The sequence below is a fragment of the Enterococcus sp. DIV0561 genome (genome assembly GCF_050539875.1).
Taxonomy (GTDB): Bacteria; Bacillota; Bacilli; order Lactobacillales; family Enterococcaceae; genus Enterococcus; species Enterococcus faecalis.
In genome coordinates this window covers 2358148-2370984 of sequence record NZ_CP172927.1, presented here as the reverse complement: position 1 = coordinate 2370984, position 12837 = coordinate 2358148, and the positions used below count along the sequence as shown (strand labels likewise).

Genomic DNA, 12837 nt, shown 5'->3' with positions numbered 1-12837 from the left:
AAGGAGTAGAGGAATTATGATGCGAGGAATGGGCAACATGCAAGGCATGATGAAACAAGTACAAAAAATGCAAAAAGAAATGGCCAAAGCGCAAGAAGCGCTAAATGAAAAAGAATTTATCGGTGAAGCAACCAATCAACTTGTGACAGCGTCCTTTACTGGTGATCGCACAATGAAAGATTTGACCATTAAAGAAGACGTGGTTGATCCTGAAGACGTTGATATGTTACAAGATTTAGTCATTATGGCTGTCAACGATGCGTTAGTAAAAATTGAAAAAGAAACCGAAGCAACTTTAGGTAAATACACTAAAGGAATGCCAGGATTCTAAAAAATAAGACAAACGAGAGTATGAAAAACGTCATGCCCAAAAAATCGAACTTTTTGGGCATGATGTTTTTTCTGTTTTTGTGGGAAAACTCTTTGGCAATTTTAGTAGTCGCTTCCAAAAAACTATGCTATACTAAAGCCAATTAAAGAGAAACATTTGGGGTGCTATTAGCTGAGATTATACCCATGGAACCTGAAACAGTTAGGACTGGCGCAGGGAAATGTCTTGAAATTTTGACCGATTATTGCACCCAACTACGTTTATTTGTGGTTGGGTTTTTCTGTCTTTTTCAGTCGCGCCTCCTTTTGCTTCTCGCAGAAAGGAGTTTTTTTACGTGGAAAAAAATCGAATCCACAGAGTTACGTTACTGGCTTTAATGATTGCGATGGACGTTGTATTATCGCCGTTAATGCGAATTGAGGGAATGGCCCCTATGTCCAGTGTCATGAACATTATTGCCGGAGTTTTATTAGGTCCTCTTTACGGAACGCTCATGGCACTTGTCTGCGGCTTAATCCGTATGACATTCTTAGGTATTCCGCCATTAGCGTTAACAGGTGCCGTTTTTGGCGCGTTTTTTGCTGGTTTATTTTATCAATGGGGACAAAAATTAGGCTGGTCGATGCTAGGAGAAATTTTTGGTACAGGCATCATTGGCTCGTTATTGTCCTATCCTGTAATGGTTTGGTTTACTGGCAGTAAGCAGAATTTTTATTGGTTCATTTATACGCCACGATTTATTGGTGCCACACTGATTGGTTCAGTGATTGCTTGGCTTGTCTTAGTAAAACTGAAAGAAACTCGGGTATTTAAACAAACACAGGAATTATTTTTGGGAGGGTACTTTTATGAAAACAAGCGTTAAGTTTGAAACGATTTTTCCACTGACAACGGCACCATTAATTCAGTGCATTACGAATGAAATTACGTGTGAGTCTATGGCGAATGCATTACTTTATATTGATGCTAAACCCATTATGGCAGATGATCCCCGGGAATTTCCGCAGTTGTTTCAGCAAACCAGTGCCTTGGTTTTGAATTTAGGCCATTTATCACAAGAACGAGAGCAGAGCTTGTTAGCAGCTAGTGATTATGCTCGGCAAGTGAATAAACCGACCGTAGTCGATTTAGTCGGTTATGGCGCCAGTGATATTCGCAATGAAGTTGGGGAAAAGCTGGTGCACAATCAGCCAACCGTTGTGAAAGGGAATCTTTCAGAAATGCGGACTTTTTGCCAGTTGGTGAGTCATGGCCGAGGAGTGGATGGCAGCCCTTTGGATCAAAGTGAAGAAGCAATTGAGGAACTGATTCAGGCTTTACGTCAACAAACGCAAAAGTTTCCCCAGACGGTATTTTTAGCAACAGGGATTCAAGATGTCTTGGTTAGCCAAGAGCAAGTGATTGTCTTACAAAATGGTGTTCCTGAGTTGGATTGTTTCACTGGCACGGGCGATTTAGTCGGCGCATTAGTTGCCGCTTTATTAGGTGAAGGCAACGCGCCAATGACTGCGGCAGTAGCCGCAGTGAGCTATTTTAATCTTTGCGGAGAAAAAGCCAAGACTAAGAGCCAAGGGCTGGCCGATTTTCGCCAAAATACGTTAAATCAGTTATCTCTTTTAATGAAGGAGAAGGATTGGTTTGAGGCGGTGAAAGGACGAGTGCTATGAGAGAACAATTGAAAGTTTATTTGGTGACAGGTCGGTATGATTTTAGTGATACTGAATTTTTAAAACGAATTGAAACTGCTTGTCGCAGTGGAGTGACATTGGTCCAACTGCGCGAAAAGAAAGTGTCAACACGGCGTTTTTACGAATTAGCAGTGAAAGTTAAAGCGGTAACAGATGCGTATCAGATTCCGTTGATTATTAATGATCGTGTCGATATTTGCTTGGCAGTGGATGCGGCAGGTGTGCATATAGGGGATGATGAATTACCGGTTGCTCTTGTGCGAAAACTGGTTGGGTCCACAAAAATCGTAGGTGTTTCAGCCAAAACGGTGGCACGAGGAGTTGAAGCGGAAAACGAGGGCGCCGATTATTTAGGTGTGGGCGCAATTTTCCCCACAACGACTAAGGACAGTCCGTTAACTTCTTTGCAGACACTTTCTGAAATTGCTGCAGCAGTCACGATTCCTGTTGTGGCGATTGGTGGGATCAAAGAAGAAAATATAGAACAACTTATGGGAACGGGAGTGGCTGGTGTTTCACTGGTCAGTGAAATTATGCTGGCTGAACAGATAACCGAGAAAGTTCAAGGGTTGATGCGTGTAACGGAGCGAATGTTGGAGGCGAGAAAATGACCGAATATAATTTGACCCCACAAGTAGTCACGATTGCTGGTTCTGATTCTGGTGGGGGAGCTGGCATGCAAGCAGATTTAAAAACATTTCAAGCGCGGCAGGCATTTGGCTTAAATATTGTCATTGCATTGACGGCACAAAATACGTATGGCGTACAAGAAAGTTTGCCGATTCCTAGTTCATTTATTGATGCACAATTCCAATCACTGGCGGCTGATTTTAAAATTGGGGCAGCGAAAACGGGGATGTTAGCAGATAGTGAGCGTGTCGAAGCTGTTGTTCGCAATTTGCAGAAAGTTGATTTTGGTCCGTTGATTGTCGATCCTGTAATGGTGGCTAAAGGTGGACACCATTTGTTAGAAGCCGAGGCAGTTCAAACGATTAAAGAGCAACTGTTGCCATTAGCAACGGTCGTGACACCTAATTTACCAGAAGCGGAAGTTTTACTAGAGACGACCATCAAGACAGAACAAGAAATGCAGACCGCAGCAAAAAAATTACAGCAATTGGGCACAAAAAATATTATTATGAAAGGCGGACATAGCACAAATCAACAAGCGGCTGATTATGTGTTAATGGAAGACGGTTCGAGCTTTTGGCTAAGTGCACCGCGAGTTGTAACAAAAAATACTCATGGAACAGGAGATACTTTTTCAGCGTGTATCGCAGCCGAATTAGCAAAAGGTACGCCGTTAGAAGCGGCGATTGTGATTGGCAAACAGTTTATACAAGGGGCCATTAGCCAAGCAATTTCTGTTGGACATGGCCACGGACCCACTAATCATTGGGCCCAATTAACGCAAGATATTCAAGTTATTAAAGCATAAGAAGAGCCTGGGGAAAAATCTAAAATGATTTTTCCCCAGGCTTTAAATAGCTTAAAGTTCCCTCTTAATATAGTTTATAAACGTTTTGTTCACTAATCTTCACATTTTAAATAAATTTCTTGGCCTTGTTCTTGCAAATGAGCCACGTGGGATTCTCCCCAATTACATAAGTTATCTAAGACAGCAGAGAGGCTTTGACCATAATCGCTTAAATAATATTCGACTTTTGGTGGAACTTGGTTGTAAACTTTCCGCTCGATAATGTTGTCTTCTTCGAGTTCCCGTAATTGTTGTGTCAGCATTTTTTGACTAATGCCAGTAATGCCGCGTTTTAAATCGCTGGGGCGCATGGCGCCGTGCCGTAAATTACACAGAATAATTGGTTTCCATTTGCCGCCAATAACATCCATCGTTGCTTCGACACCAATCGCATATGTACGAGTTTCCAAAAAACATTCCTCCTTAATAGGTTGATAATAAACAAAAGTTACTAAAAGGTACCTATGATACAAAAAAGTAGGTACTTATCAAAATTTCAATCTTAGTATATAGTAATTTTTGTTGAAATTCAAATGTTTTTTAGGAGGAAGAGAATGGAAAAGAAAATTTCACCAAATTTAACGCTCTTTGCATTAGCTATCAATGCTTTCGCAATCGGTTCAACAGAATTTATTAGTGTGGGTTTATTACCAATGATTGTTAAAAGTTTTCATATTAGTCTTTCCCAAGCAGGTTTGACTGTTTCTTTATACGCTTTAGGTGTGACGATTGGGGCGCCGTTATTAACAATTTTGACAGGAAAATGGAATCGTCGCTCATTAATGCTGGGGATTATGCTTCTTTTCATTAGTGAGAATTTAATTGCTGCGTTTGCGCCAACGTTTATTATTTTATTGGTAGGGCGGATACTTTCTGCATTGGCGCATGGTATTTTCATGTCTGTTTCGACTGTCATCGCCGCAGATGTTGTGCCGCCGTCACGTCGAGCTAGCGCTATTGCTATTATGTTTACGGGCTTAACGGTTGCAACAGTGACTGGCGTACCTTTAGGGACGTTTATTGGGCAACAAACAGCTTGGCATATGTCCTTTCTTTTTATAGCCAGTATTGGCTTGGTGGGACTGATTGCTAGTTATTTTTTAGTTCCCAAAAATTTACCGATACCAGGGAAGGTTGACTTAAAAGGAATCACGCGGATTTTTACGAACAAACCCCTCGTTTTCTCTTTTCTAATTACTGCTTTTGGTTATGGTGGAACGTTTGCTGCATATACGTACTTGTCACCGTTATTGGAAAATTTAGGCTTTTCAGCCAATGCGGTAGTGATTATTTTAGTTGTTTATGGCGTAATGGTTGCAATTGGCAATACAGTAGGTGGTCACTGGGCAAATAAAAAACCTTTAGATTCGTTAGTAAAAATGTTTAGCTTATTAATTCTGTCCTTAGTCTTTTTATTCATTACTGTTTTAATGGATAACAGTCTTCTAGGCTTATTAGCAAGTTTGATGTTGGGTCTATTTGCCTTTATGAATGTACCTGGTTTACAACTATATGTTGTAGAATTAGCGGAAAAGTATGTTCCAGAAGATATCACTTTGGCCTCAGCTTTTAATATTGCAGCCTTTAATATTGGGATTACCGTCGGCTCAATGACAGGTGGGGTGGTCACAGATCATTTATCAGTAACATATACACCGATTTTTGGTGGCTTTATCGTGTTGATTGCCGTCTTGTTCGTACTATATATTCGGAAGCAAGAAGCATAAAAAAACAACTATCTTTAGAAAACTAGAAAAAAACAGCTGGTCACTACGGAACGGACCAGCTGCTTTTTTTAAGCTTTTTTGCGGAAATAATTCCAGCAAGCAATTAAAACAATTACTAATAAGGTTAACAAGAAAATCAGAGAAATGAGTGAGCCCATCGTTGTCCCCTGAGCAAAATTATCTGCGTGGTCTTGAGCGATATTAATAATCGTCGCTACAATGGCCGTCGCAATAGCGCCAGAAAATTGTTGAAGTGTATTAAATAACGTATTACCGTCGCCAAAATCTTTCTCCTCTAACAAGCTCATACCAGTCGTCATCATATTACTGTATGCAAAACCTAGACCAATCATATAGGTAACATGTCCAGCGACGAACCCTAATAAAACAGGCATCTCTAGTAAAATTGTTAAAGCTAGCCAACCGATTGTCGCCAAACTTAAGCCAAATAATATAGGTTTTTTAGCGCCGTATTGATCCAACACTCGTCCAGAAAGTGGTGCCAAAATGGCCCCGACTGTAGCACCTGGCAACATGACTAGCCCAGCTACAAACGCATTTTTTCCAAGGACGATTTGAACAAAGTTTGGTAAGACAAAGGAAATACCTAACAATAAGAATTGACAAACTAAAAAGCCACATAAAAATAAAACGAAGGCGGGATTTTTTAAAATTGTCAAACGAACTAGTGGCTGTTCAGCGGTCGTTGCTCGTTTATAAAAAATAACAAAGCCAATAACGGCTGCCAGAAGTGAAAGCCAGCCAAACAATTTGCCAATTTTACTTAAAAACATCAACAAACCACTAAATAACAGGGCAATACCAATTAAACTAACCAAATCAAGAGTGGTGGTTTTTTTAACAGGTATTTCTGGAATAGCCGATAATCCCATAAACAAAGAAAGTAGTAAAATAGGAATTAAGAATAAAAAGATGGCGTGCCAAGACAGGGAAGATGTTAAGATTCCACCATACGTTGGACCAATGGCTGGAGCAATTGAAGTGGTCAATGTGCCTACCCCCATCATCGTTCCCCGTTTTTCCAGCGGGGTAAAGTTCAAAATAATATGAAACATCAGTGGCAAAGCAATCCCAGTGCTAGCCCCTTGGAAGAGTCGGCCTAATAACAAGATACTGAAAGATGGCGAATAGACATCAATCGCTAAACCAATCAAAAAGAAAAGATTCGCAACGATAAATAAGCGTCTTAGTGAATAGGTTTTTAATAAATAATTGGATAAGGGCACCATGATAGAAATAACTAATAAATAAATCGTTGTCACCCACTGCACGGTACCGGTGGAAACACCAAATTCCTTTGTTAATGTCGGAAAGGTTACATTCATTGCTGTTTCAATTAATACGCCAGCAAAAGACATAATTCCTGTCGCTAAAACGGCAGGGAATAATCGTACGTTTTTTTGTTCCATTTAATCACCTCTATAGTTTTCATTTTTTCGTAAAAAAATAGAAGCAGTTTCTATAAGAATAGAAACCGCCTCTCTCTCGACACGCAACTTGCGTGTTATCTGTACGATTTGTTTACATGTTGCATTGTAAACAGTTTTTAGGCAATCGTCAAGCAGAAAATAATTAACGTTGCATGAAGAAACTAATAATTGCAAAAATAGCAATGTGAGCTGGATAGAAAATATAAAAGAAATTCCGCATGCCACGGCCTTTTTCACCATTATAAAGAACAATTGGAATCGCTGCTAAAATCATCATCCATTGGTGGTTCACCCCGAATAGTTCTTGGAAATTATAGCTGGCTGCTGAAATCAACGCAACAACGCCAATCGCTGAAACTTGTAACCACTTTTTGCCATGGAATAAATAAAAAGCCACGGCCAAGAGAACAAATAAAAATCCACCTTCTGACATCATTAGTGATGGCACAATCAGATTGAAAAGTTGGAAACCAATTAAGATAGCAGGATTGCTTAATATGTCTGGAGAACTAAAAACAACGAAAGGTAGAGCGCTGATTAATAAAGGCACAATAAACCAAAGAAGCCCTTTACCAATTTGTTTTTGTTTAAAATAGTCCATAGACTGCATGTAGACCGTACCTAAAAATAACGTCCCAAAAATATTATTGATAATTAAGCCACCTGTTGAAAAATACGCATTTAAAATGCCGTTCAGAATCCCCATAATCCAGAAGCCTAACAATAACCGGAACATGTATTTTCGCCGATTGCTTGTGTGAATGAAGCCTTCAGAACTTTCAAATAAGAAAATAGGTGCAGCAATTCGTCCAATCCATCCGAACCAACCAGGCACGCCTAAAAAACTAAAAAATTGCAATAGATGGTCAAAGACCATTGAAATAACCCCAATGACTTTCAAATGAAAGCCAGTTAATGTTTTACCCATAGTATAAACGCCTCTCTTTCATAAAGAACAATATAACAAAGTCCAGAACAACCAACCATTTATTTGCCTAACAGTTATCTTACAAAATTGTTTGATTTCTTCAGCTTTTGATGAAAGAAAAAAGTGCCAAGACTAGTTTTTATAATTATTCTATGCTATAGTAAAAGTACATTTTAATAAAAAACATTTGGGGTGCTGTTATGGCTGAGATGATACCCATTGAACCTGATGCAGTTAGTACTGTCGCAGGGAAATGCCGATTTACTTTGATTTTTCACGCACTCATTCTGTCCTAGGATGAGTGTGTTTTCTTTTATCAGGGTTTATTTAAGTCACTCCTTTTGCTTTTTGTTAAGAGAAAGGAGTTTTTTTATTGAAAAAATGGTCATTGCAACAAGTCGTCTTACTCGCTTTTTTAGCCTTTTTGTTTGGCGGTGTTTTTATGGGGGCAGGGTTCCTCTATGCGTTATTGAATGCTGCGCTGTTACCATTAGGACTGAGTCCATTTGCCAATGAGCTTTTATTTGGAATGTGGACCATGGTGGCACCAATTGCAGCGATGCTGATTCCACGAGCGGGAAGTGCTGTTTTGGCGGAAATTTTAGCCGCTTTGGCAGAAATGCTTTATGGTTCGTATTTCGGACCTAGTGTATTAATTTCTGGTGTGATTCAAGGCCTAGGTAGTGAAAGTGGCTTTTTTGTGACACGCTACAAACGGTACGATACACTCACGTTATTTTATAGTGCGATTGGGACGACTATTTTTAGTTATGTGTATGAATACTTTAAGTTTGGTTATGGCAATTACGGTCTGGGGATGAACATTGCTTTAATTAGCGTTCGGTTCGTTTCCATTTGTTTCTTTGGTATTTTCTTAACGAAAGTTATTTTACGAATGTATCAGTCTGCGCAAGGGTTAGCTGTGAAGGCAAAATGAATAGTATCCAATTAAAAGCTGTGTCCTTTTCACGAGAACAACCCTTGTTTGAAAAGACAAATTTAGCAATTCCTCAAGGAACGTTTTCCTTATTAATTGGCGATAGTGGTAGTGGAAAATCAACGCTCTTACGATTGATTGCCGGATTTGCTCCGCTTGATTACCAAGGAGAAATTTTGATTGAAGGAATGGAGCGCCGACAATTATCAACTCGTGAAAAGGCGCAAAAAATTGGCATGCTGTTTCAAAACCCCAGTCAACAATTTACAATGAAAACCTTGGAACGAGAACTGATTTTTGCTTTAGAAAATTTAGGAATCTCGCCTGAAGAAATGAACCGAAAAATCCAAACAGCGCTTCAACTTGTGCAGACTCAAACCTTATTCACACGAGAATTAGCGACGTTATCTGGTGGTGAAAAACAAAAAGCGGCGTTGACAGTTCTGCTAGCAATGAACCCAGATATTCTTTTATTAGATGAACCTTTTGCAAGCATTGATCCAACCTCTCGAAAACAATTTATTCAAATCTTAGCAAGACTCCATCAAGCAGGCAAAACGATTTTGGTGTGCGACCACGATTTCAGCGATTACGCTGATGTTGTGGACCAAGTCGTCACGTTGAAAAATGGCCAGTTTGAAAAGCAACCGTTGACGTTTATCAAAACAAAACCGCAGACATTTCAACTGACAAATTCTGTGGTAAAACAACCAATGCTCCAATTGAAAAATTTTCGTTTGTCTCAGGGGAAACGAGTGCTACTTGAAGAAAAAGAAGCGCTTTTTTTTAAAGGAATTACCACGTTGACGGGGCCAAATGGGGCGGGGAAATCCACCTTGTTAAAAGCCATCGTTCAGAGACAAAAATATCAAGGAAAAATGTTCTTATCGGGCCGCCGCTTGCGGGCTTCAAAAAAATTGTATCAACACATGACATTAGCGGTGCAACAAGCCAATCGTCAGTTTGTCACGTTGACTTTACGAGAAGAGCTTTTGTTTGGTCAGAACATGACAGCAGAAAAAAGAAGAAAACAAGAGGAAGCCTTAACTTTTTTAGGTTTAAAAGAAAAACTAGAGCACAGTGTTTTTCAACTAAGTGAAGGGCAAAAAAAGATGGTGCAATTAATTAGTTTGCTGAGCTTAGATTTGGACTGTTTACTTTTAGATGAACCTTTTGCTGGATTAGATGAGCGAGCATGCAATTATTTTGTTGAATGGATCAAAGAAAAAAGTGCGCAACAAGATTTTCTAATCGTCACGCATCGGCTAGAACCTCTCTCTGGCGTGAGCAATTACCGAATAGAATTGCTGCATCAACAACTGATTATCTGGCAGGAGGGAACCACATGCAAATAAAGCAAACAAATGCAGCAATTTATGCTTCTTTGATTCTTATTTTGACCTTTGAATTATCTTTTTCTCAGTCAATTTTGGCAAATTTGGCGGTTTTTATGGGTTGTATCATTTTTTTTATAGGCCAGCGAAAATCCCGCTTACTGCTTTGGTTATTTTTCTTGCCACTTTTACCAGCAATCGGGACGTTTTGGTCTATTTATTTGCATGGTACGAGTAGTCAACAAGCCTGGCTTTTGTTTAGTCGAACGTATGCCTTTGCCGGTTTAGGACTAGCTTTTGCTGTAGGCGTTGATTTTGAAGAATTATTGTTGTTATTGGAACAAAAGGGGCTAGCACCAAACTTTGTTTATGGAATTTTAGTGGTGGTTCACGCCTTACCGGAAGTGAAAAGAGAAATTAATGATTTAAAAGAAGCAAGCCTACTCCGTGGCAAAACGTTTCATTTTTGGTCGCCGATGCTTTATGTTAAAACACTGCTCGTTGCTGTTTCTTGGCGAGATAAATATACGGAAGCAATGTCCGCCCATGGCTATGAAGAAGGAGCCACCAGAAGTCGAAAAGAGCATTTTGTGTCAGCAAAAGTCAGTCTTGGGCTTGCTATTTTGATCATCATTTTTACAAATTTGTTTATTTTTCTAACGTAAAGGAGAAACCTATGACATTTACAGAACAAGCCAAAGAACAAGCGCAAGCTTCTTGGCAAGGAAGTTTTCAGCATCCTTTTATCACAGAGTTACATGAAGGAACCTTGAGTCCAACGATTTTTCGCTACTATTTAATTCAAGATCATTACTATTTAAAACACTTTAGTCAACTTTATCGCTTGATTGCGGCACAAACGCAACAACCTCGATTGAAAAAATTACTCTTAACAAATGCGGAAAATCTCGCGTTGGGCGAATTAGCTATTCGTGAAACTTTTTTTGAAGAACTAGCGATTACGGAAGAAGAGGTTGCAGCGACACCGATTGCACCAACCGCGTATCACTATGTTTCTCATATGTATCGCCAACTTATTGAAGGAACGCCTAAGACGGCCGCAGCAAGTATGTTGCCTTGTTCTTGGCTCTATCAAGAAATTGGTGCACAGTTAGTCAAACAACACTCACCAGAGCCACTGTACCAACGTTGGATTGAAACCTATGCTGGGGAGGAAGCGTACCAACACGTCCAAGAGGAACGCCAACTGTTAGACCAATTATATGAAGAAAGTTCACCACAAGAACAAGCAGCTATGATCACCGCTTTTGTTATCAGCAGTGAGATGGAATACGCTTTTTGGGAAATGGCCTATACACACGAAACCTGGATTGGTTAATACAAAAACAAGTCGTTTAGTGATCGTAACTAACGACTTGTTTTTGTATTAGAAAGCAGTAATTGTCAGTTGCTTTTTTGACAGGGCGTGATAAGATATTCAGTGACGCAAAATCTGTTGTAACTCGCTCAGTAATAACAGAAACGCCTTGCTAAGAAAGGACTGTAGAAGCCTCATGAATTATCCAGAACCGATTGCAAAATTGATTGAAAGTTATATGAAATTACCAGGAATTGGTCAAAAAACAGCGACACGGCTTGCTTTTTATACAATTGATATGAAAGAAGAAGATGCTAATGCTTTTGCAAAAGCGCTAATTAGTGTCAAGAGAGATCTCCATTTCTGTAGTATTTGCGGAAATATTACTGAAGAAGATCCTTGTGAAATTTGCCAAGATAAAAATCGTGACCGTAGTATTATTTTAGTAGTGGAAGAGCCAAAAGACGTTATGGCAATGGAAAAAATGCGTGAATATCAGGGCTTGTATCACGTGCTCCACGGGGTGCTTTCACCGATGGAAGGAACAGGACCAGAAGATATTAATATTGCCTCTTTGATCAAACGATTGCACGATGATGAAGTGAAAGAGGTCATTATAGCAACCAATGCTACCACTGAAGGAGAAGCGACGGCGATGTATTTATCACGGCTCATTAAACCAGCTGGAATCACCGTTACTCGTTTGGCACACGGCTTGTCTGTCGGCAGCGATATTGAATATGCAGACGAAATAACCTTGCTAAAAGCAGTCGAAGGGCGTCGAGAAATTTAAAAGAAACATCGTTGGAAAAAGAGGTTGAAATCGAAGTAGGTCGTTTCTGTGAGAAAATGTCGCAGTTCAAGCTTTTCCGTACTTCTTTTTCAGTTTCTTTTTTTCAGCGGATGTATCACTTTAAATAGGACATAAGGATTTCAATTAGACTGATAGAGCAAGATGAAGTATAATAGATACAAGTAAAAATTGATTGGAGTTTTCGCACGTGCAGGGTATTTTTATCACATTTGAAGGTCCAGATGGCGCTGGCAAAACCAGTGTTTTGAAGGAAGTTTCTGAAAGATTAGCTAAAGAGTCAAAACGAAAAATTGTCACCACAAGAGAACCAGGCGGCATACCGATTGCCGAAAAGATTCGAACAGTTATTTTAGATCCAAGAAATGACAGAATGGATGAGCGAACAGAAGCTTTACTTTACGCAGCTGCTCGTCGTCAACATTTAGTGGAAAAAATCTTGCCAGCTTTGGAAGCGGGTCATTTAGTCCTATGTGATCGTTTTGTTGACAGCTCATTAGCCTACCAAGGCGCTGGGCGTAGAATTGGGATTGCCCCCATTGCTTCAATTAATGCGTTTGCGACAGAAGGTGTCTCACCAGATTTTACAATTTATTTAGACGTTGACTCAGATACTGGCTTACGGCGGATTCAAGAAAATCGAACACAGCAAATTGATCGCTTAGATTCAGAAGGATTAGAATTTCATCAACGTGTTCGTCATGAATATTTGAAATTAGCAGAAGAAAATCCACAACGTATCAAAAAGATTGATGCACGGATGAGTTTAGAACTTGTCGTAGAAGCAACGTATCAGGCGATTATTGAACGTTATCCAGAAAACTTTTAATTATAG

At 39.6% G+C, this 12837-nt stretch carries 15 protein-coding genes and 2 riboswitches; of the genes, 12 read left to right on the top strand and 3 right to left on the bottom strand.

Going from position 1 to position 12837, the window contains the following annotated elements; all coding sequences use genetic code 11:
• The first annotated feature begins 16 nt into the window (after positions 1–16).
• The 5 genes from IGM13_RS11340 (at position 17) to thiD (ending at position 3457) form a co-directional block, all read left to right on the top strand.
• Entirely contained in the window at positions 17–331 is a 315-nt protein-coding gene (locus IGM13_RS11340) for a YbaB/EbfC family nucleoid-associated protein (RefSeq protein WP_002419289.1), read from the top strand.
• Positions 332–478: 147 nt separating this feature from the next.
• Positions 479–567: riboswitch (TPP riboswitch) on the top strand.
• 140 nt (positions 568–707) lie between these two features.
• A complete protein-coding gene (gene thiW / locus IGM13_RS11335; RefSeq protein WP_002356342.1) occupies positions 708–1196 on the top strand; it encodes an energy coupling factor transporter S component ThiW in 489 nt (162 codons plus the stop codon).
• A complete protein-coding gene (locus IGM13_RS11330; RefSeq protein ID WP_002397896.1) occupies positions 1180–1998 on the top strand; it encodes a hydroxyethylthiazole kinase in 819 nt (272 codons plus the stop codon). Before thiW ends, IGM13_RS11330 begins: the two co-directional genes overlap by 17 nt.
• Positions 1995–2630, top strand: coding sequence for a thiamine phosphate synthase (gene thiE, locus IGM13_RS11325; RefSeq protein ID WP_002419288.1), 636 nt, complete (start codon positions 1995–1997; stop codon positions 2628–2630). Before IGM13_RS11330 ends, thiE begins: the two co-directional genes overlap by 4 nt.
• Entirely contained in the window at positions 2627–3457 is an 831-nt protein-coding gene (thiD, locus tag IGM13_RS11320; RefSeq protein ID WP_002419287.1) for a bifunctional hydroxymethylpyrimidine kinase/phosphomethylpyrimidine kinase, read from the top strand. The genes thiE and thiD overlap by 4 nt, the downstream gene beginning before the upstream one ends.
• A gap of 92 nt (positions 3458–3549) precedes the next feature.
• Here the strand turns inward: thiD and IGM13_RS11315 are convergent, their stop codons facing one another.
• Positions 3550–3906 carry a winged helix-turn-helix transcriptional regulator gene (locus IGM13_RS11315; protein ID WP_002356348.1) on the bottom strand — a complete coding sequence of 119 codons (357 nt, stop codon included), beginning with the start codon at positions 3904–3906 and terminating at the stop codon, positions 3550–3552.
• 144 nt (positions 3907–4050) lie between these two features.
• Here IGM13_RS11315 and IGM13_RS11310 point away from each other — a divergent pair, with 144 nt between their 5' ends.
• Positions 4051–5223 (top strand): MFS transporter, encoded by a 1173-nt coding sequence (locus tag IGM13_RS11310; RefSeq protein ID WP_025188634.1) that lies wholly within the window; start codon positions 4051–4053, stop codon positions 5221–5223.
• A 68-nt stretch (positions 5224–5291) separates the two neighbouring features.
• Here IGM13_RS11310 and IGM13_RS11305 read toward each other — a convergent pair whose 3' ends face one another.
• Entirely contained in the window at positions 5292–6653 is a 1362-nt protein-coding gene (locus IGM13_RS11305; protein WP_002419285.1) for an MFS transporter, read from the bottom strand.
• A 163-nt stretch (positions 6654–6816) separates the two neighbouring features.
• Complete coding sequence (locus IGM13_RS11300; protein ID WP_002419284.1) at positions 6817–7602, bottom strand: TraX family protein; 786 nt, start codon at positions 7600–7602, stop codon at positions 6817–6819.
• Positions 7603–7780: 178 nt separating this feature from the next.
• Positions 7781–7871: riboswitch (TPP riboswitch) on the top strand.
• 104 nt (positions 7872–7975) lie between these two features.
• Here IGM13_RS11300 and IGM13_RS11295 point away from each other — a divergent pair.
• The 6 genes from IGM13_RS11295 to tmk all read left to right on the top strand — a co-directional run bounded on the left by IGM13_RS11295 (position 7976) and on the right by tmk (position 12831).
• Positions 7976–8539, top strand: a complete 564-nt coding sequence (locus IGM13_RS11295; protein WP_002419283.1) for an ECF transporter S component — start codon at positions 7976–7978, stop codon at positions 8537–8539.
• Positions 8536–9894 (top strand): ABC transporter ATP-binding protein, encoded by a 1359-nt coding sequence (locus IGM13_RS11290; protein ID WP_002419282.1) that lies wholly within the window; start codon positions 8536–8538, stop codon positions 9892–9894. Before IGM13_RS11295 ends, IGM13_RS11290 begins: the two co-directional genes overlap by 4 nt.
• On the top strand, positions 9885–10538 hold the full coding sequence (locus IGM13_RS11285) for a CbiQ family ECF transporter T component (RefSeq protein ID WP_002419281.1): 654 nt from the start codon (positions 9885–9887) through the stop codon (positions 10536–10538). Before IGM13_RS11290 ends, IGM13_RS11285 begins: the two co-directional genes overlap by 10 nt.
• Before the next feature lie 11 nt (positions 10539–10549).
• The gene (gene tenA / locus IGM13_RS11280) at positions 10550–11212 is read left to right on the top strand and encodes a thiaminase II (protein ID WP_002362330.1); all 663 of its coding nucleotides are present in this window, start codon (positions 10550–10552) and stop codon (positions 11210–11212) included.
• Positions 11213–11387: 175 nt separating this feature from the next.
• The gene (gene recR / locus IGM13_RS11275) at positions 11388–11984 is read left to right on the top strand and encodes a recombination mediator RecR (protein WP_002356363.1); all 597 of its coding nucleotides are present in this window, start codon (positions 11388–11390) and stop codon (positions 11982–11984) included.
• Positions 11985–12192: 208 nt separating this feature from the next.
• Positions 12193–12831, top strand: coding sequence for a dTMP kinase (gene tmk / locus IGM13_RS11270; RefSeq protein ID WP_002356366.1), 639 nt, complete (start codon positions 12193–12195; stop codon positions 12829–12831).
• Positions 12832–12837 lie beyond the last annotated feature (6 nt).